Annotated in this window: 22 protein-coding genes; 9 read left to right on the forward strand and 13 right to left on the reverse strand. The window is 68.5% G+C overall.

What is annotated here, in order from left to right; genetic code table 11:
* Positions 1-28: 28 nt before the first annotated feature.
* From AB0F51_RS05275 to AB0F51_RS05295, 5 genes are all read right to left on the reverse strand, one after another.
* Entirely contained in the window at positions 29-295 is a 267-nt protein-coding gene (locus tag AB0F51_RS05275; protein ID WP_360274271.1) for a DUF6412 domain-containing protein, read from the reverse strand.
* Between the two features lie 5 nt (positions 296-300).
* Positions 301-1632, reverse strand: coding sequence for an RNA polymerase sigma factor (locus AB0F51_RS05280; protein WP_360274274.1), 1332 nt, complete (start codon positions 1630-1632; stop codon positions 301-303).
* 289 nt (positions 1633-1921) lie between these two features.
* Positions 1922-2539, reverse strand: coding sequence for an HhH-GPD-type base excision DNA repair protein (locus AB0F51_RS05285; RefSeq protein ID WP_360274277.1), 618 nt, complete (start codon positions 2537-2539; stop codon positions 1922-1924).
* Between the two features lies 1 nt (position 2540).
* Entirely contained in the window at positions 2541-2969 is a 429-nt protein-coding gene (locus tag AB0F51_RS05290) for a universal stress protein (protein ID WP_360274280.1), read from the reverse strand.
* A gap of 382 nt (positions 2970-3351) precedes the next feature.
* Entirely contained in the window at positions 3352-4830 is a 1479-nt protein-coding gene (locus tag AB0F51_RS05295) for a glutamate--cysteine ligase (RefSeq protein WP_360274283.1), read from the reverse strand.
* Positions 4831-5041: 211 nt separating this feature from the next.
* Between AB0F51_RS05295 and AB0F51_RS05300 the strand changes: the two genes are divergently transcribed.
* Complete coding sequence (locus tag AB0F51_RS05300; RefSeq protein ID WP_360274286.1) at positions 5042-6400, forward strand: DNA polymerase IV; 1359 nt, start codon at positions 5042-5044, stop codon at positions 6398-6400.
* Positions 6393-7349, forward strand: a complete 957-nt coding sequence (locus AB0F51_RS05305; RefSeq protein WP_360274289.1) for a tetratricopeptide repeat protein — start codon at positions 6393-6395, stop codon at positions 7347-7349. Before AB0F51_RS05300 ends, AB0F51_RS05305 begins: the two co-directional genes overlap by 8 nt.
* Here the strand turns inward: AB0F51_RS05305 and ddaH are convergent.
* A complete protein-coding gene (gene ddaH / locus AB0F51_RS05310) occupies positions 7329-8054 on the reverse strand; it encodes a dimethylargininase (RefSeq protein ID WP_360274590.1) in 726 nt (241 codons plus the stop codon). The genes AB0F51_RS05305 and ddaH overlap by 21 nt on opposite strands.
* A 128-nt stretch (positions 8055-8182) precedes the next feature.
* Between ddaH and AB0F51_RS05315 the strand changes: the two genes are divergently transcribed.
* Entirely contained in the window at positions 8183-8704 is a 522-nt protein-coding gene (locus tag AB0F51_RS05315; RefSeq protein WP_360274292.1) for a hemerythrin domain-containing protein, read from the forward strand.
* A 124-nt stretch (positions 8705-8828) separates the two neighbouring features.
* Here AB0F51_RS05315 and AB0F51_RS05320 read toward each other — a convergent pair whose 3' ends face one another.
* From AB0F51_RS05320 to AB0F51_RS05340, 5 genes are read right to left on the reverse strand one after another with little or no spacing between them, the layout of a single operon-like run.
* Positions 8829-9557 carry an MBL fold metallo-hydrolase gene (locus tag AB0F51_RS05320; protein WP_360274295.1) on the reverse strand — a complete coding sequence of 243 codons (729 nt, stop codon included), beginning with the start codon at positions 9555-9557 and terminating at the stop codon, positions 8829-8831.
* Entirely contained in the window at positions 9554-9946 is a 393-nt protein-coding gene (locus AB0F51_RS05325) for a YccF domain-containing protein (RefSeq protein ID WP_360274298.1), read from the reverse strand. The genes AB0F51_RS05320 and AB0F51_RS05325 overlap by 4 nt, the downstream gene beginning before the upstream one ends.
* Entirely contained in the window at positions 9943-10797 is an 855-nt protein-coding gene (locus tag AB0F51_RS05330) for an alpha/beta fold hydrolase (RefSeq protein WP_360274301.1), read from the reverse strand. The genes AB0F51_RS05325 and AB0F51_RS05330 overlap by 4 nt, the downstream gene beginning before the upstream one ends.
* Before the next feature lie 3 nt (positions 10798-10800).
* Positions 10801-11955 carry a saccharopine dehydrogenase NADP-binding domain-containing protein gene (locus tag AB0F51_RS05335; RefSeq protein WP_360274305.1) on the reverse strand — a complete coding sequence of 385 codons (1155 nt, stop codon included), beginning with the start codon at positions 11953-11955 and terminating at the stop codon, positions 10801-10803.
* Positions 11952-12836, reverse strand: a complete 885-nt coding sequence (locus AB0F51_RS05340; protein ID WP_360274308.1) for an SDR family oxidoreductase — start codon at positions 12834-12836, stop codon at positions 11952-11954. The genes AB0F51_RS05335 and AB0F51_RS05340 overlap by 4 nt, the downstream gene beginning before the upstream one ends.
* 73 nt (positions 12837-12909) lie before the next feature.
* Between AB0F51_RS05340 and AB0F51_RS05345 the strand changes: the two genes are divergently transcribed.
* The 4 genes from AB0F51_RS05345 (at position 12910) to AB0F51_RS05360 (ending at position 17747) form a co-directional block, all read left to right on the forward strand.
* Positions 12910-13500 (forward strand): TetR/AcrR family transcriptional regulator, encoded by a 591-nt coding sequence (locus AB0F51_RS05345; RefSeq protein WP_360274311.1) that lies wholly within the window; start codon positions 12910-12912, stop codon positions 13498-13500.
* A gap of 9 nt (positions 13501-13509) precedes the next feature.
* Positions 13510-14313, forward strand: a complete 804-nt coding sequence (gene xth, locus AB0F51_RS05350) for an exodeoxyribonuclease III (RefSeq protein WP_360274314.1) — start codon at positions 13510-13512, stop codon at positions 14311-14313.
* Between the two features lie 69 nt (positions 14314-14382).
* Positions 14383-16455, forward strand: coding sequence for a S9 family peptidase (locus AB0F51_RS05355; RefSeq protein WP_360274317.1), 2073 nt, complete (start codon positions 14383-14385; stop codon positions 16453-16455).
* Positions 16456-16787: 332 nt separating this feature from the next.
* Positions 16788-17747 carry a sigma-70 family RNA polymerase sigma factor gene (locus AB0F51_RS05360; protein WP_360274321.1) on the forward strand — a complete coding sequence of 320 codons (960 nt, stop codon included), beginning with the start codon at positions 16788-16790 and terminating at the stop codon, positions 17745-17747.
* A gap of 191 nt (positions 17748-17938) precedes the next feature.
* On the opposite strand, the gene AB0F51_RS05365 is transcribed toward AB0F51_RS05360, so the two are convergent.
* Positions 17939-18658, reverse strand: a complete 720-nt coding sequence (locus AB0F51_RS05365) for an HAD family hydrolase (RefSeq protein ID WP_360274324.1) — start codon at positions 18656-18658, stop codon at positions 17939-17941.
* A gap of 58 nt (positions 18659-18716) precedes the next feature.
* The gene (locus AB0F51_RS05370; protein WP_360274327.1) at positions 18717-20045 is read right to left on the reverse strand and encodes a CPBP family intramembrane glutamic endopeptidase; all 1329 of its coding nucleotides are present in this window, start codon (positions 20043-20045) and stop codon (positions 18717-18719) included.
* A 92-nt stretch (positions 20046-20137) separates the two neighbouring features.
* Here AB0F51_RS05370 and AB0F51_RS05375 point away from each other — a divergent pair, with 92 nt between their 5' ends.
* Complete coding sequence (locus AB0F51_RS05375; protein ID WP_360274330.1) at positions 20138-21457, forward strand: MFS transporter; 1320 nt, start codon at positions 20138-20140, stop codon at positions 21455-21457.
* Positions 21454-22863, forward strand: a complete 1410-nt coding sequence (locus AB0F51_RS05380) for an aminotransferase class V-fold PLP-dependent enzyme (RefSeq protein WP_360274333.1) — start codon at positions 21454-21456, stop codon at positions 22861-22863. Before AB0F51_RS05375 ends, AB0F51_RS05380 begins: the two co-directional genes overlap by 4 nt.
* Positions 22864-22871: the final 8 nt, after the last annotated feature.

Genomic DNA, 22871 nt, shown 5'->3' on the forward strand with positions numbered 1-22871 from the left:
AGAAGGAATGGGGCAGCGAGGAAACTCGCTACCTTCCCGGTGCTCGTGGGCGCGGCCGGCCGGCGGCGTCCGGATCGCGGAGCTGGAGATACGCAGTACGGCGGGAGTTGGCGCGGGCCGCGCTGGCTCGCGCCGGCAACGGCGAGGCGAGCGGACGGTGCGGCGCAGTACTGGAGAGCTGGACGACGGCAAACAAAACGGCCGCCGCCGTGAGAACGGCGGCGGCCAGCAGACCGGAGTCCGGGCCGAGAGCAGGCAGGGCCGTCCAGATGGCGGCCACTGCCTTCCCCAGCATGTGGATCAGTCTAGGTAGTCACGCAAGACCTGCGAGCGCGACGGGTGCCGCAGCTTCGACATCGTCTTCGACTCGATCTGGCGGATCCGCTCGCGGGTGACGCCGTAGACCTTGCCGATCTCGTCCAGCGTCTTCGGCTGGCCGTCGGTCAGGCCGAAGCGCATCGAGACCACACCGGCCTCACGCTCGGACAGCGTGTCCAGGACCGCGTGCAGCTGCTCCTGGAGCAAGGTGAACGAGACGGCCTCGGCCGGCACGATCGCCTCGGAGTCCTCGATCAGGTCGCCGAACTCCGAGTCGCCGTCCTCACCCAGCGGGGTGTGCAGCGAGATCGGCTCCCGGCCGTACTTCTGCACCTCGATGACCTTCTCCGGGGTCATGTCGAGCTCCTTGGCGAGCTCTTCCGGAGTGGGCTCGCGGCCCAGGTCCTGCAGCATCTGGCGCTGGACGCGGGCCAGCTTGTTGATGACCTCGACCATGTGCACCGGGATCCGGATGGTGCGGGCCTGGTCGGCCATCGCCCGGGTGATCGCCTGCCGGATCCACCAGGTGGCGTAGGTGGAGAACTTGTAGCCCTTGGTGTAGTCGAACTTCTCGACCGCACGGATCAGACCGAGGTTGCCCTCCTGGATCAGGTCCAGGAACAGCATGCCGCGGCCGGTGTAGCGCTTGGCCAGCGAGACGACCAGTCGCAGGTTGGCCTCGAGCAGGTGGTTCTTCGCCCGGCGGCCGTCCTCCGAGATCCACTCGTACTCGTCCTTGACCTTCTCCTTGAGCTTGGTCTCGGCGTCGGAGATCTGCTCCTCGGCGAACAGGCCGGCCTCGATCCGCTTGGCGAGCTCGACCTCCTGCTCCGCGTTCAGCAGCGGAACCTTGCCGATCTGCTTCAGGTAGTCCTTGACGGGGTCGGCGGTGGCACCGGCGACCATCACCTGCTGCTCGGGCTCGTCGGTCTCGTCGGCCTCGGAGACGATGAAGCCCTGGTCCTCGGTGAGTTCCTTCTCCAGGGGCTTCACGGCGTCCGGCTGGAAGTCCGACTCGTCGACCTCGTCGAGCGCACGCGGCTTACCGGTCTTCGGGTCGATCGACAGACCCGCCTCGGACACGGCCTTCTTCGCCGGCGCCTTCTTCGCGGCGGCCTTCTTCGCGGGAATACCGTCCTCCTTGGGGGACACAGCAGCCTTCTTGGCGGCGGGAGCAGCAGCCTTCTTCACGGTAGCCTTCTTGGCGGCAGGGTCTTCGACCCGGGCGCTGGTCCTGGGAGCCGTGCTGCGGGCGGTGGCGGCCACGACCCGGGGGGACTCGGCGGGAAGGTTCTCGGACGAGCTGGACGACACGAATTACCTCTCGTCTGACGATTCAGTCTGCAGGGTTACTGGTACTGCGTTACGACGTTACTGTGGTGCTGGTGGTGCCCCTCAACAGGTGAGCTGGGTACTGCGAGCCGGGGGCCACTTCGCTGGTCAGGCGGCAGCAACACTCCATTGTAATCCGCGGACCAAGCCCAACCGTTCCGCGACCCCCTTCACGGCGTGCCTACCGGTACCAGTCCACCGTTCCCACTGGTACCGGCATGCTCTACAAATGCTGGCTCCCACCCCACCACCCGGTCAGGCGGTCCAGTGCTCAACTGTTCCTGGTCTGCCGCAGCGGCCGGGCCACGACCCGCTTCTCGACCTGCTGTTCCTGCTTGAACTGCCTCACCTTCACCAGTGACGCCACGTCGATCACGTCCGCGACCGACTTGTACGCGCCGTCCTCGCCGTACGGCTCGGACGCCTCGCGCCAGCCGCGCGGGCGGACCTTGAGCTGCTTGCCGAGCAGCGCGACGAAGATCTTCGCCTTCTGCGCGCCGAACCCGGGCAGGGCCGACAACCTGGCCAGCAGGTCGTCCCCACTCTTCACATCGGCCCAGACGGCCGACGCGTTACCGCCGTACTCCTCGTCCAGATGCTTGGCCAGCGTCTGGATCCGGGCTGCCATCGCGGTCGGGAAGCGGTGCACCGCGGGCGGGCCGGCCACCACCTCGACGAACCCGTCCGGGTCGTAGGCGGCCACCGTGGACGGATCGAACGGGCCGTCCATTCGTTGTGCGATCGCAACCGGACCGGCGAACGCGCGCTCCATCGGGATCTGCTGGTCGAGCAGCATGCCGACCAGCAGCGCGAACGGGTCTCTGCTCAGCATCTCGTCGGCGTCGGGCTGCTGTGCGAGGCACAGCTTCCTGCTGCGTGTCGAAGTCACCTCAGTCCTCCCCATTTTCGGTCAGCCCAGCGTCGGCCTTGACAGCCAGCACGGGACACGGGGCCTCGAGCAGCACCCGTTGGGCGTTGCTGCCGAGAATGAGCTTGCCGACCGGGGACCGGCGGCGCAGGCCGATCACGATGAACTCCGCGTGCACCTGCTCGGCGACGGCCACCAGGTCCTCCGCCGGATCGAGTCCACGCACCAGTTGTCGTACCTCGTACGGCACGCCGGTCGAGTCGAGCTGTTCCCGTACCTCCGTCAACGCGGCGTCACTCGCCTCGGCCTCGTCGCTGTCGAAGCTGCGTCCACCCCGATGCGAGTTCACCACCACCAGCTTGGCGTCGCGCAGCTTCGCCTCCTCTGCCGCCCGCCGCAGTGCCGCGCGACCTTCGGCCTTCGGCACATAACCCACGACGATGGTCGTCATCGACTTGCCTCACCTCCGGGTGTCCATCACCTGAAACGGTCGACCCGTTCCGAACGATACTGCCCTGAACCCGCTCCGGCATCTGTGGAAATGCACGATCTGTGTCGCGACCGTGACGCTTGGGCGATTGCGCCCGCAACACGGCCGTCCCCGCCGTCGTGCGACAGGTCACCGTCCCCCGACGGTTCACGACTGCATACCCGCCCTGTCGCGGTCTAACCGTCGTGGCGGACACCTTTGCAGGGTTGGGACCCGGCGCGCCAGCCCCCTGTACGCCGTTGCCTTGGGCAAGGGCGTGCTGTTCCGCCGGGCTGACCCCGGTTCCGGCGCTGTCCTTCGTTGTCTGCCCGGACTTACTCGGTTAACCAGTGCGGGTGAGCCATCAGTCGATCGGCCACTCGTGCACCGGCGTGTTGTCGTGCATGTGGTCGCGGTAGCGGCTCAGCATGCCCCGCAACGCGTCGCGGCGACCGTGGGATCCCTTTGTATACAGCCGGTGGAACTCGTCGGCCTGCCAGGAAGCCCCGTTGCGGTTGGTCAGGCAGCGCTGCTCGATGATGCCAAGCAGCCGGTCCCGGACCGCGGCGTCGACTCCCCAGGCGTCCAGGCCGCGCGATGCCATCGGCAACAGGCGGCGCAGGACCAGCTCGGTGGCGCGCGCGGTGCCGACTCCAGGCCAGAAGACCTCGGCGTCGATACCCTGCCGGGCGGCCTCGTGGAAGTTCTCTTCCGCGGCGCTGAACGACATCTGCGACCAGATCGGCCGCTCGTCGTCGGCCAGCGCCCGGACCAGGCCGAAGTAGAAGGCGCCGTTGGCCATCGTGTCGACGACCGTCGGGCCGGCCGGCAGCACGCGGTTCTCCACCCTCAGATGGGGCTTCTCCCGGACAACGTCGTACACAGGACGGTTCCAGCGGTAGATCGTCCCGTTGTGCAGCCGCAACTCCGAAAGGGCCGGGGTGTCGCCGCGATCCAGCACGGCGATCGGGTCCTCGTCGGAGGTGACCGGCAGCAAGGCCGGGTAGTACCGCGAGTTCTCCTCGAACAGGTCGAAGATCGAGGTGATCCAGCGTTCGCCGAACCAGACCCTCGGCCGGACGCCCTGCGTCTTCAGCTCATGCGTGCGCGTGTCGGCGGCCTGCTCGAACAGGGCGATCCGGGTCTCCCGCATCAGTTCCTTGCCGAACAGGAAGGGTGAGTTGGCACCGATGGCCAGCTGCACGCCGGAAATCGCCTGGGCCGCGTTCCAGTACCGCGGGAACGCCTCGGGCGTGACCTGCAGGTGGAACTGCGTCGACGTACAGGCGGCTTCGGGCACGATGCTGTCGGCGGTGACCTGGAGCCGCTCGATCCCGTCGATGGCGATCTGCACGTCCTCGCCGCGGGCCTGGAACACCTGGTCGTTCAGCAACGTGTACCGCGGGTTCGCGCTGATCGCCTCACGGTTGATGTGCTCGCGCATCAGGGTGGGCAGGATGCCGATCGTCACCATCGTCGAGCCGGTCCTGGCCGCCTTCTCGTCGGCCGCGTTCAGGCTGTCGCGGATCGAGGCCTCCATGGTGTCCAGGCCGGTGCCGTCGATCTGGCCCGGTGGCACGTTGATCTCGATGTTGAACTGGCCCAGCTCGGTCTGGAACGCGTCGTCCTCGATCGCCTTCAGCACCTCGGCGTTCTTGAACGCCGGGTCACACGCCTCGTCGACCAGGTTCAGCTCGATCTCGATCCCGGTCATCGGGCGCTCGGCCTCGAACCTGGCCTCGCGCAGCATCCGCGCGAACGCGTCCAGGTTGCGATGAACCTGATCGCGGAACGCGGTCCGGTCCGCCCGGGTGAACTCGACCCGGTCGACTTCCTCGCCCATCTGCGCCTCCCCTGTCGGGTTCTTTGCCTCAGTCTGCCCGAACCCGGTGGTCGGCGTACGCCGCGTCGCGTCGTTGCCCACCGACTGGTACGCCGGTCCGGCTGGTCTGACGGGTGCCCCGTCACCGGGAGCGGAAACCCGGGAGACTGCTCCCGGGCCAGGAAGGCGGTCCTGACAAGGAATTGTCGGTGCGGCCGGGGAGACTGGGGCAGTGCGTACCGATCCGTCCATCCTGCATGTCGACCTGGATGCGTTCTTCGCAGCCGTCGAGCAGCGGGACAAGCCGTCCCTGCGTGGCAAGCCGGTGGTCGTGGGCGGCATCGGGCTGCGTGGGGTCGTGTCGACCGCGTCGTACGAGGCCCGCAAGTACGGCGTGCGGTCGGCGATGTCGACCGCCGAAGCGCGTTCGCGGTGCCCGCACGCGGCGTACCTCGGGGCGCGGTTCGAGGTCTATCGCGCCACCAGTCAGGCGGTGATGGCGCAGATGCGGGCCCTGTCGCCGCTGGTCGAGCCGCTCTCGCTGGACGAGGCCTTCGTGGACCTTGCCGCCGCGGGGTTGAGCAATCTGACCGTGGATGACGTCGAAGCCATCTCGAACGATCTCAAGGCCGCGATCAAGGAAGCCAGCGGCGGCCTGACCGCGTCAGTAGGAGCCGGTACGTCGAAACTCATCGCGAAGATCGCCAGTGATCTCGACAAGCCCGACGGCGTGGTCGTCGTACCGGCCGGCACCGAGGCCGAGTTTCTCGCCCCGATGCAGGTGACGGTGATTCCCGGGGTCGGTCCGGCGACCGCGCAGCGGCTCAGCATGGCCGGCGTGCGCACGGTCGGCGACCTCCAGCAACTCGACCAGGACGAGTTGGTCCGGCAGGTCGGCTCGGCCCACGGATCGAGCCTGTACCGGCTGGCGACCGCCTCCGACGACCGGGCGGTGGTGAGCGACCGGGAGACCAAGTCGGTCAGTGTCGAGGACACCTTCGAGACCGACATCATCGACCGGTCGTTGCTCGCGGCCATCGGCGACCGGATGGCGCACCGCGTCTCGGAGCGGCTCCAGAAGGCCCAGTTGTCCGGCCGGACGGTGACGGTGAAGACGCGGATGCACGACTTCACCACGCACACCCGCTCGTCGACGCTGGCCGGCCCGACCGACGATCCCCGGGTGATCGCCCGGGTGGCGCGGCGGCTGCTCGAGGACAGCGACATCTCCGGCGGGATCAGGTTGCTCGGCGTCGGCGTCTCGTCCCTGGCCGACTGGATCCAGGACGATCTGTTCACCGAGTCCGAGGACGAGGAGTTGCCGGTCGAGGTCGTCGAGCTGCCGGAACGGAGCCGGGACCGGCCGGTCGGCTACTACCCCGGCCAGGATGTCGTGCACACGCAGTACGGCGAAGGCTGGGTCTGGGGGTCGGGCCGCGGCCGGGTCACTGTCCGGTTCGAGACAGCGCAGACCCTGCCCGGCCCGGTCCGTACCTTCGCTGTCACCGACCCTGAGCTGGCAAAACGGGTACTCGCAACCGGTGAAGACGACAAATTGGCCGAAACCAGCCAAGATGGGGCGAATGAGTGACGTCCGCGGCGGGATCTACCCGTTCTGTCGAGCCTGCACCGCGTCGTCGACGGCTTGGCGCGCGCCCGACGCGATGAACAGGCTGAGCGGCGTCGGCAGCCGGTTCTACGGCCATCGGGACGTCTGTGCGGACTGCGGATCGTCCGTGCGCACGCTCTACTCGACCTTCCTGCTGATCCCGGTGGCGCGCCGCGGGCGGTTCCGGATCATCAGGACCGGCGGCCGCAGCTATGTCGGCCGCAGACTGCTCGACCGGCCGGCCGCGGTGCCTCCGGCGGAGCACGACCCGCCGATCTCGGAGCTGAAGAAGCATCCGGAGCTGGTCGACGCGACGTACGAGCAGGCCGAGGCCCATTGGAAGGCCGGCGACTCGACGGGTGCTCTGCCGCTGTACAAGGCGTCGCTCACGGCGTGCGAGAAGGTCTTGAAGGCCGACGATCCTGCGACCCTCAAGGTCAGGCTCCGCGTCGCACAGGCGTTGCTGGCGACGGGTGACTACGGTTCGGCGATCGGGTGGTTCGAGCTCATCACCCCACAACTCACCCGCGTTTACGGCGCCGAGCACGACCTGACCCGCGACGCGGTCGAAGGGGTGACCGGTGCCCAGTTGATGGTCGGCGGACCACGCGCCGAGGCGAAGCTGCTGTCCGAGTTGCTCGAGCGCGACGAGAAGTCGCTCGGCCGCTACAACGCGAAGGTACTGCGAACCCGCGCCGCGCTGGGCCGGGCGACCATGTTCACCGGCCGGCTCGGTGCCGCGGTGGAAATGCTGGAGGCAACCCTTGCCGACGGCATCGAAAGTCTCGGCGCCGACCATCCCGACACCGAGATCTTCCGCGGCGTGCTGATGGAAGCGTGCGGGGCCGCGAACACCCGCGGCAAGAAGAAGGATCGCGACCTGGCGGCTGCCGCCCGGGACCGCTGGTCGCTACTGCCGAAGACGAACTGACAAGCACGTCACGCAGCCTTCGAGCTTCTCGAACTCGCTGATGTCGACGATCACGGGCTGGTAGCCGCGCTCGCGGAACAGCTCGGCGGACTTGGGTGCCGACGCCGCCATCAGCAGCCGGTCCGCCCCCAGCAGCACGACATGCGCGCCGCTCTCCTCCGGTACGCCGAGAAACTTCGGAAAGGCAGCCGGGTCGTCGGTGAGCGGCTCGTATCCGATCACCGTGCCGTCCGGCAACGCGGTCACCGCCGACTTGAGGTGCAGAACCTTGCGAACCGGTACTGCGATCACCTCGGCGCCGAGTGGCGTGAGGTGCTCCCGCAACTGGTCGATCCCGGACTGGTTGGTGCGGCCGCCGAGCCCGGCGTACACGGTGGTTCCGATCTTGAGGATGTCGCCGCCGTCCAGCGTGCCGGGCGCGGTGAGGTGCGCGATCCGGTAGCCCTGCGCGGCCACGGCCTGCTCCGCCTCGGCGGCTTCCGGGCGCCGCTCGTCGGCCCCGGACCGGGCGATCACGGCCAGGTCGCCGTACACGACCATCGTGTCCTCGACGAACACGCCGTCCGGGCACTCGTCGATCGGCGGGACTTCCACACAGTCCCAGCCGGCCTCGGCGAGCGCGTCGACGTACTGCTGCCACTGCCGTACTGCGAGGTCCGGGTCGACCGGGACGCGTTCGAGATGGGTCAGCAGGCCCTCGGCCAGGCGTGGGCTGGGGCGGCGGACTAGTGCACGGACAGTGGCCCTCCCCGCAGGCTAGCCCGGCCGTGAATGGGCTCGCGGGGCGCGGGTACCAGAGTGCGACAGTCTCGTTACCTTGGAGGACATCAGAAATGCCGAAGATCCTGCAGCACACCGGCGGCGACGTGGTCGAGATCATCCTGGCCGACCACCGGTGGTTCGAGGAGGCGCTGCGCGAGTTGCGGGACGTGCAGGCCGACCGGGCGGCAGTGCTGGCGGATCTGGCGACCGTGCTGATCGCCCATGCCGAGGCCGAGGAGTCGAAGGTCTACCCTGCACTGCGGAAGAAGGACGCGATCGACGCCGAGGAGGTCGAGCACTCCGAACACGAGCACGACGAGGGCAACGAAGCGCTGCTGGCGTTGATGGAGGTCGCGGACCCGCAGAGCGAGGAGTTCAGCGAGAAGACGCACGAACTCTCCGAGGCGCTGTCTCACCACCTGGACGAGGAGGAGCGCGACGTGCTGAACCCGGCCCGGACCGAGGTCGGCGAGGACACCCGGACGCAACTCGGCGAAGCCTTCGCCACCGAGCGCGCCCGCTTGATCGAGAGTGGCTGCGGCTCGATCGAGAACGTCCGCAAGGTGGTCGAAGCAGCCAAGCAACACCACTGAACCTGGTACTCCCACCGCCGGCTGGGCGGGGTGCCCGCGGTGGAGCCTGCGGCCTTGAGCACGGGCCAGTCGCCAGAATCGGCGTCAGCGCGACTGGTCCGTGCCCAAGGTGGCGGGATCCTGCTCAGAGCTCGAGGACGAGGCCTTCCTCGGCGGCGATGACCTCGCCGTGGAAGACCTTCTCCGCCTCTGCGACGGAGACAGAGCGATCTGAGCCGGGCCAGAAGTGGGTCAGGAGAAGTCTTCTCGCTCCGCGGGCGGCTGTGGCCGCTTCGGTTGCGGTCATCACGTAGCGCGGGGTCGTGTCCGGTGAGGGTCCCTGCAGGGTCGCGTCGCAGATGAACAGGTCAGCGCCTTCCGCCAGCGCTGCTGCCTCTGGGCCCGGCCCGCTGTCGCCGGTATAGGCGACCGTCAGTTCCGGCGTACTCAATCGGATGCCCAGATTGGTCACGTAGTGCGGCAGGAGGGCGGTTTCCAGTTGAAACGGCCCGAGTTCGGTCGATGCCAAGTCCCGTACGTCGAAGACCGTCGCCGGGTCAGGTCGTGGCTCAAGGGATCGCAGTACGTCGAGAACGCCGGGTGGGCAGTAGAGCGGGATCGGCGCCGCGTCGCGGGCGAGGTAGTAGCGGACGCGGGCCAGTGCGCTGACGTCGACGCAGTGGTCCGGGTGTTGATGCGTGACGATCACCGCGTCGACCGCGCCGTCGGGACAGTGCTTCAGCAGTTGCGGCAACGCGGCGTAGCCGAGGTCGAGGACGACCTTGAAACCGTCGTACTCGAGCAGGAAACCCGCGCACGCGCGACCCGGATCGGGCCACGCGCCGCAGGAACCGAGAACGGTCAGCGACCTCATCGGCCGGCGAAGGCCGCGTTCGTCGGGACGATCTCCTTGCCCAGCGGGAGCAGCGAGATCGGGATCAGCTTGAAGTTCGCCACCCCGAGCGGGATGCCGATGATCGTGACGCACAAGGCGATCCCGGTGACCAGGTGGCCCAGCGCCAGCCACCAGCCGGCGAAGACCACCCAGATGACGTTGCCGAGAACCGACCCGGCCCCGGCGCCGGGCTTGTCGACCATGGTCCGGCCGAACGGCCACAGCGCGAAGCCGGCGATCCGGAACGACGCGATGCCGAACGGGATGGTGATGATCAGGAGGCAGCAGATCAGGCCGGCCACGACGTAGCCGACCGCCAGCCAGAAGCCGGCGAACACCAGCCAGATCAGGTTCAGAATCGTTCTCATGCCCTCCAGCCTGCCACCCGCCGGGTGTGTTCCAGGACCAGACCGGCCACCACTCCGGGATCATTCCGGGGCAACCAGTGGCCTCCCCTGACCACCTGGACGCTGAGGTTCGGGGCCCATCGCGCCACATCGGTCTGCAGCGGCGTCGTCACGAACGCGTCCCCGTCCGGCGAAACAGCCAGCACCGGTACGCCGGTACGCCGCTCCCGCGGACGCAACAGGCGGGGCACCACGTTCGCGCGGTACAGGTTCAGCCCGTTGACGTAATCGGCCAGCGAGCGCTCGGGGCTCGTTCCGCCGGCGCTGCCCTCGAGCTTGCCGAACACCCGATGCGCCCAACCTCTCCGCCAACCACGTTCGGGCAACCACGGGAGGTGGAAGTAGAAGATGTACCAGGAATGCGCGAGCTGCTTCAGCAACTCCGGCGACCGCCACCGGGCCCGGAGGAAGTAGCCCGCGTGATCCAGCGACGGTCCCGAGATCGACACGAATGACGCGATCCGGCCGGCCAACTTCTCGCTCGTGACGAAGTGCCAGGACTGGATCGACCCCCAGTCGTGGGCAAGCAGCTGGACGGGCTGATCGGGAGCCACCGCGTCGATCACCGCCACGAAGTCCTCCTCGAGCCGCTCCAGCCGGTACGCCGCCCGCTCCCGCGGGTGGTCCGACTCCCCCGCGCCGCGGACGTCGTACGTCACGACCCGGAAGTGTTGGGCCAGCCGGGTGGCGACCGGCTCCCAGAGTTTGGCGTTGTCCGGGTAGCCGTGGACGCAGACCAGCACGGGAGAGCCCGGTTCGCCGTACTCGTAGAGCGCCAGCCGGGTGCCGTCGGCACTGGTCACGTGCCGCATCCGTCAGTAGTCCTCGACCACGAGCGTCTCGAAACCGATGCCTGCAGCAACTAATCTCCTGCGCAGCGCCGGACCCATCGCGGCCGCCGTCGTCACTTGGCCGGAGGTCTTGGGGAGCGTGTCGAGTGCCAGCGACAGTGCGCACTCGGCCAGCATCTTCGCGGTCTCGTCGTAGCCGGGATCGCCGCCGGACACCTCGGTGACGACGCGCTTGCCGCCGCCCTCGCCGACGAAGCGAGCCTTGAACCAGGACTTCGCCCGGCGCTCCTCGCTCGGTCCGTCACCCGCCTTGATCCGCTTGAGCAGGACCTTCCGGGCCGGCGGGAGTTGCGCGGCGGCCGCCAGCAGGCCGATCCCCGCGATCCCGCCGACGACGGTGGGCAGTCGTTTCAGGGCGGCAAAGTGTGAGTAGCGGAAATCGGGTCCGTAGTCGTCCAGCAGCAGTGCCGAGTTCGCCACGACCTGCGGGTCGACGGTCGGCAACGGTACTGCCCAGAATCCTTGACTACGGTGGATCTTGCCGGTCACGACCTTGACCGAACGACCTTCGGGCCGTGGCTGGACCCGGCGACGGGCGCGGTGGGCTTCGAGGTGCTGCTTGCCGCGAGACAGCGCGGTGACCACTGTCTCCCAGGTCCCGCCGGACGGCTTGCCGCCGCCACGGATCAGACCCTTCACCGCGATCGGGACGTTCTTCGGCAACTGCTCGACGGTGTACTGCACCCCCAGGTCGTACGGGATCGAGTCGAATCCGCAGCAATGGATGATCCGGGCGCCGGTCTCGACCGCCTTGGCGTGATAGCCGACGTACATCCGGTCGACGAACTCCGATTCGCCGGTGAGGTCGAGATAGTCCGTGCCGGCTTGGGCGCAGGCGGCCACGAGCGGTTCGCCGTACCGGGTGTAGGGGCCGACGGTGGTGACGACGATCCGGGTGGCCTCGGCTACCGCTTTCAGCGAAGCGGGATCCTCCACGTCGGCGATGAGCAGGTCGACCTCGACACCGAGCTTGGCCCGAACGGCCTCCAGTTTGGCGCGATTGCGTCCGGCCAGCGCCCAGGTGAGGTCGGCCGGCGCGTTCTTGGCCAGGTACTGCGCGGTGAGCGCTCCGGTGAATCCGGTCGCGCCGAACACGACAACGTCGTACTGGCGGCTCATCGCTTGGCTGCTTTCTCGGTGTCCGCGCGGCCGCCCGCGCCGGAGGCGCGAGAGGAGGCGGCGGCGCCACGTGCCTCGATGTCGGCCAGCGCGGCCCGGTCGGCCTTCGGAACGTTGAACCGGGCGCCGAGCTCGACCAGGTGCGGAATCAGCGAGCGGAAGATCTTCAACGGCCCGATCCAGCCCGGCACGTGGACGACCCGAGAGCGCTTCCTGATGCCCACGGTGAACTTCTCGACCGCGAGGTCGATCGGATAGGTCTTGCCGACCAGCGGGAGTCCGGTGCGGACCTTGCCGAAGACGGGGTGTTCGTCGACACCACGGACCATGTCGGTGTCGACGAAGGTCAGGTGCGCGACTCCGACGGCTACGCCGAGGTGCCGCAACTCGGCCCGCAGGCTGTTGCCCATCGCCTCGACTCCGGCCTTCGCGACGTTGTAGGACGCGAGTCCGGGGATGTGCACGATGCCGGCCAGTGAGGACACCAGCAGGAGGTACCCCTTGCTCGCCAGGAGATGCGGCAAGGTCAGGTGGACGGTCCGCCAGACGCCGTACAGGTCGACGTCGAGGACGCGCTCCCAGACAGCTGGGTCCATGCTGCGGGTGAAGCCCGGGGCGGCGATGCCCGCGTTCGCGACGACCACGTCGATCCGGCCGTAGCGCTCGGCGATCGCCTCGACCGCGGTGCGCAGCGAGTCGGCGTCGGTGACATCAGCCTCCCACCAGCCGGCGTCGGGCCCGCAGTCCTGGGCCACCTTCCGCAGTTCATCGGGTTCGAGCCCGACCAGCGCCAGGGTCGCGCCGTCGCTGGCGAGACTGCGGGCGACGGCGGCGCCGATCCCGCGGGACGCGCCGGTGATGAGTACGACCTTGCCGGTCATCGGGAACCTCCGACTGTTGAGTGGATACTCAACAGTAAGTGCTTGTTGACGGATTACTCAATACACTGGCCGGGTGAGCCAAACCTCGTCCGCCCGGCTGCAGCCCGAGGAGCGCCGGACCCAGATCCTCGAGGCCGCGCGGCGTGTCCTGGAGGCCGACCCGCATCGCGAGCTGAGCGTCGAGCTGGTCGCCGCGGAGGCGGGCGTCTCCCCCGCACTGCTGTTCCACTACTTCGGCTCCAAGAAGAATTTCCAGTACGCCGTGATCGAAGCGGCCGCCGCCGAGGTGATGCTGCGGACCGCTCCCGACCTCTCGCTGCCACCCGCCGAGCAGCTCCGCAGCGGGATCCGGGCGTTCGTCCGGGCGGTGCTCGAGGCTCCTCAGCTCTATCGGGCGACGCTGCTGATGTCGGCGGCCGGCGACCCCGCAGTACGGGCTCTGCATTCGCAGTTGCGGCAGGTGTTCAGCCAGTGGGTGATCAATGCGGTGGCCCAGCGCGGGATCACCGTCACGCCGACGGTCGAGCTCGCTTGCCACGGCTGGCAGGGGTACGTCGAACAGACTCTGCTGACCTGGATCGACAACCCCACAGTGTCCGCCGCCGAACTGGAGGACCTCTGCGAGCGATCCCTCGACGCCATCCTTGGGACAGCGAGGGGCTAAGGTTCCCGGGTGCTGAAGGTTGCGACGGCGAATGTGAACGGGATCAGGGCGGCGTTCCGGCGGGGGATGGCCGGGTGGCTCGAGGAGACCGATCCGGACCTGTTGCTGCTGCAGGAAGTCCGGGCGACGGACGAAGTACTGCGTGATCATCTGGGCGGCGACTGGCACATCGCGCACGCGGAGCCGGTCAGCGACGGGCACAAGGGCCGGGCCGGCGTGGCGGTCGCGAGCCGGCGGCCGATCAAGCAGGAGAACGCCGAGATCGGGCCCGAGCGGTTCAGCGGGAGTGGGCGCTGGATCGAGGCCGACGTCGTCCTCGACGACGGCTCGACGCTGACCGCGATCAGCACCTATGTCTTCACCGGCGAGTTCGAGACGCCGCCGCGGCAGGCCGAGAAGTACGCCTTCCTGGACGCCTTCACCGAGCGGCTGTCGGTACTGCGCGCCGACGGGCGGCACGTGCTCGTCTGCGGTGACCTCAACATCGCGCACCGCGAGGTCGACCTGAAGGCCTGGAAGGCGAACCGGAAAAAGAGCGGCTTCCTGCCCGAAGAACGCGCCTGGATGGATCGTCTGTTCGAGGCCGGCTGGGTCGATCTGGGCCGGCGGTTCGGCGGCGAGGGACCCGGGCCGTACTCCTGGTGGTCGTGGCGCGGCAAGGCGTTCGACAACGACGCCGGCTGGCGGATCGACTACCAGATCGCCTCCCCCGGGTTGGCCGCCGCGGCGACCTCCTGCGTGATCCACCGGGCGCCGACGTACGCGGAGCGGTGGAGCGATCACGCCCCGGTCGTGGCGACGTACGAGCTCTGAGGCCGCCCACAGGGAAAGCCTGTGGAAACCCGCAGTACGCGGGCGGCAGGTGCGGGGTAGTCTCCCGGCATGTCCGAGTTGAAGCCACCAGTTGCCACCCGTAAGCCGATCGAACGCACCCACCACGGAGACGTCTTCGTCGACGACTACGAATGGCTGCGGGACAAGACGAACGACGAGGTGCTGGACTACCTGCGCGCCGAGAACAGCTACACCGAGGCCCGCACCGCGCATCTCGAATCGTTGCGCGAGGCAATCTTTTCGGAGATCTCCGACCGGACCCTGCAGACCGACCTGAGCGTGCCCGCCCGGCGCGGCGGCTTCTGGTACTACTCGCGCACCATCGAAGGCAAGCAGTACGCGATCAGCTGCCGGGTCAAGGCCACCGGTGACGAGCCGCCCGCGACCGAGGGCGAGATCCCCGGCGAGGAGGTGCTGCTGGACGGGAACGAACTGGCCGGCGACTCCGAGTTCTTCTCGCTCGGCACGGTCGACGTCTCCCCCGACGGCCGGCTGCTGGCGTACTCCGTCGACCTCACCGGCGACGAGCGGTTCACCCTGCGCATCAAGGACCTCGACAGCGGCGAGCTGCTGCCGGACGAGCTGCCCGGCGTCCACTACGGCTCGGCCTGGTCGACCGACGGCTCGACCATCTTCTACACGAAGGTCGACGACGCCTGGCGCCCGCACCAGGTCTGGCGGCACACCCTCGGCCAGAGCGACGACGTGCTCGTCCTCGAGGAGCCGGACGAGCGCTTCTGGGTCGGTGTCGACCTGACCCGCAACGAGCAGGCCATCCAGATCTCCCTCGGCAGCAAGCTGACCAGCGAGGTCTGGCTGCTCGACGCCAACAACCCGGCCGGTGAGCTGGTCGTGGTCGCGCCACGCCGTGAGGGCGTCGAGTACGACGTCGAGCACGCCGGCGACCAGTTGCTGATCGTGCACAACGCCGACGCGTCCAACTTCTCGCTGGCCACCGCTCCGCTGGACTCCCCCGGCGACTGGACCACCCTGATCGAGGGTGACGAGTCGAGCCGTCTGCTCGGCGTCGACGCCTTCGCCGACCACGTCATCCTGTACCGGCGCCGCGACGCTCTCACCGAGCTGGCGATCATGCGCCGCGACGGTGGTTCGTTCGGTTCGCCCGAGGCGCTGACCTTCGACGAGCCGATCTACACCGTGTCGCCGAGCCGGAACGACGAGTGGCACGACACCCGGTACCGGTTCGGCTACACGTCACTGGTGACGCCGGGGACGACGTACGACGTGGATGTGGTCACCGGTGAGCGGCGGTTGCTCAAGCAGCAGCCTGTGCTCGGTGGAGTCGACCTGAGCGCCTACACGCAGTACCGGGAGTGGGCGACGGCGGCGGACGGGACGCGGGTGCCGGTCTCACTGGTGGCCCGCAAGGATGTCGCCAAGGACGGGAACGCGCCAGTCGTGCTCTACGGCTACGGGTCGTACGAGAGCTCGATGGACCCGTGGTTCTCGATCCCGCGGCTGTCGCTGCTGGACCGTGGCGTCGTCTTCGCGATCGCGCACGTGCGCGGCGGCGGCGAGCTCGGCCGCAGCTGGTACGACGACGGCAAGATGCTGACCAAGCGGAACACCTTCACCGACTTCATCGCGGTCGCCGAGCACCTGGTCAAGGACGGCTGGTCGAAGCCGTCACGGATCGTCGCGCAGGGCGGCAGTGCCGGCGGACTGCTGATGGGTGCGGTCGCCAACCTGGCGCCCCAGGCCTTCGGTGGCATCGTCGCCGAGGTGCCGTTCGTGGACGCGCTGACGACCATCCTCGACCCGTCGCTGCCACTGACTGTGATCGAGTGGGAGGAGTGGGGCAACCCGCTGGAGGACCCCGAGGTCTACCGGTACATGAAGTCCTACGCGCCGTACGAGAACGTCACTGCCCAGCAGTACCCGCGCATCCTCGCGATCACCAGCCTGAACGACACCCGCGTCTTCTACGTCGAGCCGGCCAAGTGGGTGGCGAAGCTGCGCGCGACGGCGACCGGCGAGGTCGACGTCCTGCTCAAGACCGAGATGGAAGCCGGCCACGGCGGCCGCAGCGGCCGGTACGACGCCTGGCGCGAGGTCGCCTTCACCCTCGCCTGGGAACTGGACACCCTCGGCCTGGCCTGACCGGCCTGAGCACAACGCAGAGTTTGTGTCCTGTGACACATTCAAAGGCTCCGAATGGCCGATCGATCGGCCATTCGGAGCCTTCTGTGATGAAACCTGAGAACAGTTCTCAGGGCCTTTCCGGCCCCGAAACCCCGCAAATCAAGCCGATCTTGTGCACACCAGGTGTGCAGCGGGCAGAACCAGGGCACTGAGCGTGCAGCAACCGCCGTTTCCGGTGCACTGAGGGTGCCGGGAAATCTCAGGGAACGTTCAGGCTGTTTACACACTCATCGTGGAATCTTGAACCTCACTCGAGCGTTGCTCTCCATGTAACGACGAAGGGAGTTTCGGTGGCTCGCACGGCTCGTGTCCGTTCAACGGACGACGGTATCGACGGTAAGGACAGCGTCGGTCTCTACCTGGAAGAGATCGCTCGCACTCCTTTGCTGACCGCGGAAGAAGAAGTCGAGCTCGCTGAGACGGTTGAGGCAGGTCTCCTCGCGGAGCAACTGCTGGCCGAGGGGCGGGTTGGACGCAAGAAGGGCGGAGCGCCCAAATATGCGACGGAGGAAGAGCTCGAGTGGCTGGCCGAAGAGGGCCAGCGCGCGCAGCAGCGGTTCGTGACCGCGAACCTCCGCTTGGTGGTGTCGATCGCCCGTCGCTACGGACGGTCCCAGATGCCGCTCCTGGACCTGGTCCAGGAAGGCAACACGGGCCTGATCCGGGCGGTGGAGAAGTTCGACTACCGCAAGGGATTCAAGTTCTCGACGTACGCGACCTGGTGGGTGCGGCAGGCCATCACCCGCGGTATCGCGCAGCAGGCCCGGGTGGTCCGGCTGCCGGTGCACGTGGTGGAGCAGCTGAACCAGATCGGGTCGGCGCGGCGGACGCTGGAGCGCAAGCTCGGGCGTGAGCCGGAGATCGACGAGATCGCGGCGGAGCTGGACCTCGACCCGGAGCGGGTGACCGACCTGATCCGGATCGGCCGGGACCACATCAGCCTGGACAACCCGATCGACGACGAGGGCGAGACCTCGCTGGGCGACCTGATCGCGGCCGAGACCGCGCCGGGCCCCGACCAGCTGGTCGCCGACGCGTCGGACCGCTCGGGCCTGTTCAGCCTGGTCGATCAGCTCGACCCCAGGTCGGCTGACGTGATCCGGCGCCGCTACGGACTGCACGACGGCCGTCAGGCCAAACTCGCCGACATCGGCGCCGTGCACGGCATCTCCGCCGAGCGCGTCCGCCAGATCGAGCGCGAGGCCCTCGGTCGCCTCCGCCTCCTGGCAGACCCGACCCTGGCCGCCTGACACCCCCACCACCAACTCCCCCAGAACCCCCGAGCCGACCTTCGGCCCGGGGGTTCTTCTTGTGCTCAGCCAGCCGGGCGGCGGTCCGGGTGCTCAGCGCAGGCCAAGCGGTCGCAGTGCTCAGCGCAGGCCAGGCGGTCGCGGTGCTCAGCGCCGGCCGGGGTGCTCAGGAGGTAGACGGCCCGCGGGGCTCAGCGGCCGTTCCAGCTGTCGATCAGGGGGAGCAGGTCGGTCAGTTCGTGGATGGTGGCGTCGGGGACGCCCTCGGTGTGGCCGATCTGGCTGACCGGGATCGCGCTGTGCGGGATGTGGGCCGCGCGCATGCCGACGTTCTGGGCGCCCCAGACGTCGTCGAACAGGCGGTCGCCGACGAACAGGCAGCGGGCCGGTTCGGTCAGACCGACCGCCGTCATGGCCGCGCGGAACGCCTCCGGGTGCGGCTTCGTCCACGGCACCTCGCTGGTGTAGACGGCACCGTCGATCAGCTCGAGGACTCCGTCCCGGGCGAAGATCTCCTCGTGCCGGCGGCGCGGCCAGATGGTGTTCGACAGCACGCCGATCTTCAGGCCGCGGGCCCGCAGCTCCCGCAACGTGTCGGCGGCGTCCGGCGCCAGCTCGGTGTGCGGGTGCCACTGCAACTCGTACTCCGCCAACGCGTCCGCCGTCAGCTCCACCTCGGCGAGCAGGCAGACCTCTTCGAGCGTGCTGCTGCGGTGCTCGTCGCGGGACCGAAGCCAGACGGACTCCTCCGCCGCGACCAGCTTCGCCGCGAGCTCATCGGCCCGCTCCTCGTCGACCAGGCGCGCCACCGACCGCCACACGTCGTACAGGTCGATGTCGTGCCAGGTCGCCAACGTGCCGCCCCAGTCGAACAGGACGGCCTCGATCGGTTCACTCTTCGCGTTCGTCACGGCGGACACCTTGCCAGATGCCACGGACAGAACTCGCCCGATTTTTCCGGCGCCCGGATCAGCTGACGCGGGCGATCTTCTGACGTTTGGCCAGCCAGAGCACAGTGACGGCGTACAGGGCGATGGCGGGAACGTCGAGCACGAACACGGGCCAGGGGGCGCCGCCCTGGTCGGCCCAGCTGTCCAGATCTCCGATGGCCGCGGGCAGCATGAACGCGATCACGTTGTTGACGGTGTGCAGCGCGATGCCGCTCTCCAGTCCCCCGGTCCGGATCGTCAACCAGCCGACGGTCATCGCGAACAGGAAGACATCGGCCATCGCCCAGCCGGTGTAGCCGTGCCCGAAGACGAACGCGATGCTGCTCACCACCAGCGCCGGCCAGGGCGAGCGGAACAGTCGCTTGATCGTCTGGACGAAGGGCTTGCCGTCGGTGTTGTCCGGACCGTACGCACCCACTGCCTGGACCAGCCAGCCGCGGAACACGAACTCCTCGGCGGCCGACTGGAACGGGACCAGCAGGAGGATGACCAGCGCCGGTACGACGAACTTGGCCCAGCCGATGAACGTACCGTCCTCGGCGACCTCGGGTCCGGTGTCGACGTTCGGGAAGAGCGCGTCGAAGGCGCTGCCTAGGGCGACGCTCACGACCAGGTAGAGCAGACCAGGAAGGCAGCACAGCAACATCCAGCGCCAGCGGATCTTCAGCAGGACCGAGGCGACGCTGAACGCGGGACGGCGCTGGATCAGCCGGACCGTCAGGAGCACGACCGGGGTGAGGATGCCCAGCATCAGCAGGTTGACCGCGATGTCCTCGGTCGGGTTGTCGAAGAGTGAGTTCGGGCCTTCCGGCTCGGCGAAGTCGCCGGTGATCGCCGCGTGCGCGACCTCCCAGGCCATCACCACGATCAGAGTGGCACCGATCGCAAAGATCGCCAGCAGCAGCGTCCCCAGGAGCGGCCTCCACCACCGATGCCCGGGAGTCCGCGCCAACCGGTGATACGGCGTCCCAGCAGGCGCCACCTCCAACGGCCGCTTCACAGCCTGATACGGCACCCCGTACTGCGGATACGGCGGGATCCCCGGCTGCCCGTACGGCGGTGGCATCGGCTGTCCGTACGGCGGAGGCCCTGGCTGTCCGTACGGCGGCGGCCCACCAGCTTGCCCGTACGGCACCGGAACCCCCGGCTGCCCATACGGCGGCGGCTGCCCGTACTGCGGCTGCCCAGGCTGCCCGTACGGCGGCGGCACCGGTTGCCCAGGTGCCTGCCAACCCCCGGTAGACGGCTGTTCGGCGGATGGTTGCCCGGGTGCGGGCCATGGTGACCGCGTGGGTGGCGGGTCGGCCGGCGTTGGGTCCGCGTCGGGCGGGTCCAGGTGGGGATCCATGGCCAGACTCTATGAGAGTCCCCCAAAAGCCACCCACCCACGATCCCGCCAACCGCCCCCACTTCCTCGCTTCGGGCTGGCATGCTGTGCCGATGGGTGGGGTGGGAGTTCGCGTTCGGGTGGGGTATGCGCTGGGTTCGGTAGCGACCGGATCCTTCGCGACCGTGCCAGGGTTGTTGCTGTTGCCGTATCTGACCGACACTCTCGGGATCGCCGCGGCCACCGCCGGGGCGATCGTCTTGTTGCCCAAAGCGCTCGACGTGGTGCTCAACCCGGTCGCCGGTCGGATCTCAGATCGCCACCAGTCGCCGCGAGGCCCGCGCCGCCCGTTCCTGCTCCGCGGTGGCCTCACCCTCGCGATCTGCTTCGCCCTCCTGTTCGCAGTACCGGATCTGGGTTCGAAACTGTTCGACGCCACTTGGGTGCTGATCGCGTTCATCGGTTGCGCGACGGCGTACGCGTTCTTCCAGGTCCCGTACGTCGCGATGCCCGCCGAGCTCACCGACGACTACGCCGAACGCACTCGGTTGATGAGCTGGCGAGTCGCCGTGCTGACGATCGCGATCCTGGTCAGCGGCGGCAGCGCGCCCGCCATCCGCGACGCGATCGGCGGGCGGGACGGGTACCGCGCGATGGGCCTCACCGTCGCCGTCCTCCTCGCGATCGGCACCGTCGGCGCGTACTACGGAACGCGCACCGCCCCCATCGGCCCTCCCCGCGAGACCACCGGAACCCTGCGTGAGCAACTCCGCGTGGTCGCCCAAGCCGCCGACTTCCGCCGGCTGCTCAGCACGCTCGTCCTGCAAGCTCTCGCCATCGGCACGATGCTCGCCGGCATCGACTACCTCGCCCGCTACGTACTGCGAGATCCCGGCGCCGCCACCATCGCCTTCGTCTGCGTGGTCGGGCCCGCGCTCGTGGTCAGCCCGCTGTGGCTTGCCATCGGCAACAAACGCGGCAAGAAGCAGGGCTTCCTCATCGCCTCGACCGTGCTCGGGCTCGGTGCGATCAGCCTCAGCGCTGCCCAGCATGTGCCGACGTGGTGCTTCTACCTCGCCACAGCCATCGTCGGGATCGGCTTCACCGGCGTACAGGTGTTCCCGCTCGCGATGCTGCCCGACGTCGCTGCAGTGGACGCCGCCCGCAGCGGGATCCGTCGAGCCGGCGTCTTCACCGGCATCTGGACGGCCGGCGAGACGCTCGGCCTCGCGCTCGGCCCAGGTCTGTACGCGTTGGTGCTCGCCGCCGGCGGCTATGTTTCCTCGACCAACCGCGACGCCGTCCAGCCGGACTCGGCGTTGACGGCGATCGTGATCGGAATGTCCGTGGTCCCTGCTTTGCTGATCGCCGTCAGCTTCTTCGCGCTGCGGCGCTACCGGCTGACCGCCGACGAGGTTCTGGAGGCTCGATGAGCGACGTACTGGCCCGACTGCGCGCCTTGCAGCAAGGCGATCTGCCGACCCACGGCGGCAGCACGCTGGCCTATGTCTACGACTCCGGCTTGGCCGAGGCGGACGAGATCGGCCGGCAGGCGCTCGCCCTGTACGGCGCGACGAACGGCCTCGACCCCACCGTGTTTCCCAGCATGCGCACCTTGGAGAACGAGCTGGTCGGCTGGGCCGCTCGCCTGCTGCAGCGCGACGACGCGGTCGGCACCGTGACGTCGGGTGGTACCGAGTCGATCTTGCTGGCCGTCCAGACCGCACGTGACGCGTCGCCTGGAGTGGCACAGCCGAGCATGGTCTTGCCGAGTACTGCGCATGCCGCGTTCCACAAGGCCGCTCACTACTTCGGGGTGCGCGCGATCGTGGTCGACGTCGACCCAGCGACGTACGAGGCCAGGCCGGAGGCGATGGCGGCTGCTTGCGACGACAGCACCGTGCTCATGGTGGCGAGCGCGCCGTCGTACGCGCATGGGGTCGTCGATCCGGTCCCCGCGATCGCCGAGGTGGCCAGTGCTCGGGGTATCCGGTGCCATGTCGACGCTTGCATCGGCGGGTGGCTGCTGCCGTATCTGCGGGCCGATGGCGTCGAGGTCGCGCCGTTCGACTTCGCAGTACCGGGGGTGACGAGCATTTCGGTGGATTTGCACAAGTACGCCTACACGCCGAAGGGTGCGTCGATTCTGCTGCATCGGACGCCCGAGCTTCGGCGGGCGCAGTACTTCGCTCACGCCGACTGGCCTGGGTACACGATGCTCAACTCGACAACGCAATCGACCAAGTCGGGTGCACCCCTGGCCGCCGCGTGGGCCGTCATCCAGCACATCGGTGACGACGGCTACCAACGCCTCGCCCGTACGTCGTACGACGCGACGCTGCGCCTGGCCGAAGCAGCCGAGTCGGTGGACGGCTTCACACTGCTTGCGCGCCCGGCCACGACGCTCATCGCCTTGCGTAGCGACGAACGCGCGGACGTCTTCACGATCGCTGATGAACTCGGTGCCCGCGGCTGGTTCGTCCAGCCGCAACTCTCCTTCCGCGACCAGCCGGCTTCGCTCCACCTGTCCATGAGCGCCGCAACCGCACCCCGCCTCGACGACCTGATCACAGCTGTCCGTCAGTCAGTTGCCGCAGCCCAGACAGCCGGCCCTGTCCAGATCGCCCCCGAATTGGCCGAAGCAGCTCAAGCGATCGACCCTGCCCTCCTCGACGACGCCGCCTTCGACGGACTCCTCGAACTAGCCGGCCTGGGCACCGCCGAAACCCTCCCCGACCGCATGGCCCCGGTGAACGCCCTCCTCGACATCGCTCCGCCACGCCTCCGCGAAGCCCTCCTCACCGCCTACCTGGACCGCCTGATGCGACCCACCTCCTGACATGAAAG

The organism is Kribbella sp. NPDC023855 (genome assembly GCF_040639475.1).
GTDB lineage: Bacteria > Actinomycetota > Actinomycetes > Propionibacteriales > Kribbellaceae > Kribbella.

Coding starts and splice junctions, on each gene's coding strand:
- AB0F51_RS05275 (WP_360274271.1), bottom strand. CDS start 295: ATGCTGGGGAAGGCAGTGGCCGCCATCTGGACGGCCCTGCCTGCTCTC.
- AB0F51_RS05290 (WP_360274280.1), bottom strand. CDS start 2,969: ATGACGACCATCGTCGTGGGTTATGTGCCGAAGGCCGAAGGTCGCGCG.
- AB0F51_RS05295 (WP_360274283.1), bottom strand. CDS start 4,830: ATGGGCGAGGAAGTCGACCGGGTCGAGTTCACCCGGGCGGACCGGACC.
- AB0F51_RS05305 (WP_360274289.1), top strand. CDS start 6,393: ATGAGTGACGTCCGCGGCGGGATCTACCCGTTCTGTCGAGCCTGCACC.
- AB0F51_RS05315 (WP_360274292.1), top strand. CDS start 8,183: ATGCCGAAGATCCTGCAGCACACCGGCGGCGACGTGGTCGAGATCATC.
- AB0F51_RS05320 (WP_360274295.1), bottom strand. CDS start 9,557: ATGAGGTCGCTGACCGTTCTCGGTTCCTGCGGCGCGTGGCCCGATCCG.
- AB0F51_RS05325 (WP_360274298.1), bottom strand. CDS start 9,946: ATGAGAACGATTCTGAACCTGATCTGGCTGGTGTTCGCCGGCTTCTGG.
- AB0F51_RS05330 (WP_360274301.1), bottom strand. CDS start 10,797: ATGCGGCACGTGACCAGTGCCGACGGCACCCGGCTGGCGCTCTACGAG.
- AB0F51_RS05335 (WP_360274305.1), bottom strand. CDS start 11,955: ATGAGCCGCCAGTACGACGTTGTCGTGTTCGGCGCGACCGGATTCACC.
- AB0F51_RS05340 (WP_360274308.1), bottom strand. CDS start 12,836: ATGACCGGCAAGGTCGTACTCATCACCGGCGCGTCCCGCGGGATCGGC.
- AB0F51_RS05355 (WP_360274317.1), top strand. CDS start 14,383: ATGTCCGAGTTGAAGCCACCAGTTGCCACCCGTAAGCCGATCGAACGC.
- AB0F51_RS05370 (WP_360274327.1), bottom strand. CDS start 20,045: ATGGATCCCCACCTGGACCCGCCCGACGCGGACCCAACGCCGGCCGAC.
- AB0F51_RS05375 (WP_360274330.1), top strand. CDS start 20,138: ATGGGTGGGGTGGGAGTTCGCGTTCGGGTGGGGTATGCGCTGGGTTCG.
- AB0F51_RS05380 (WP_360274333.1), top strand. CDS start 21,454: ATGAGCGACGTACTGGCCCGACTGCGCGCCTTGCAGCAAGGCGATCTG.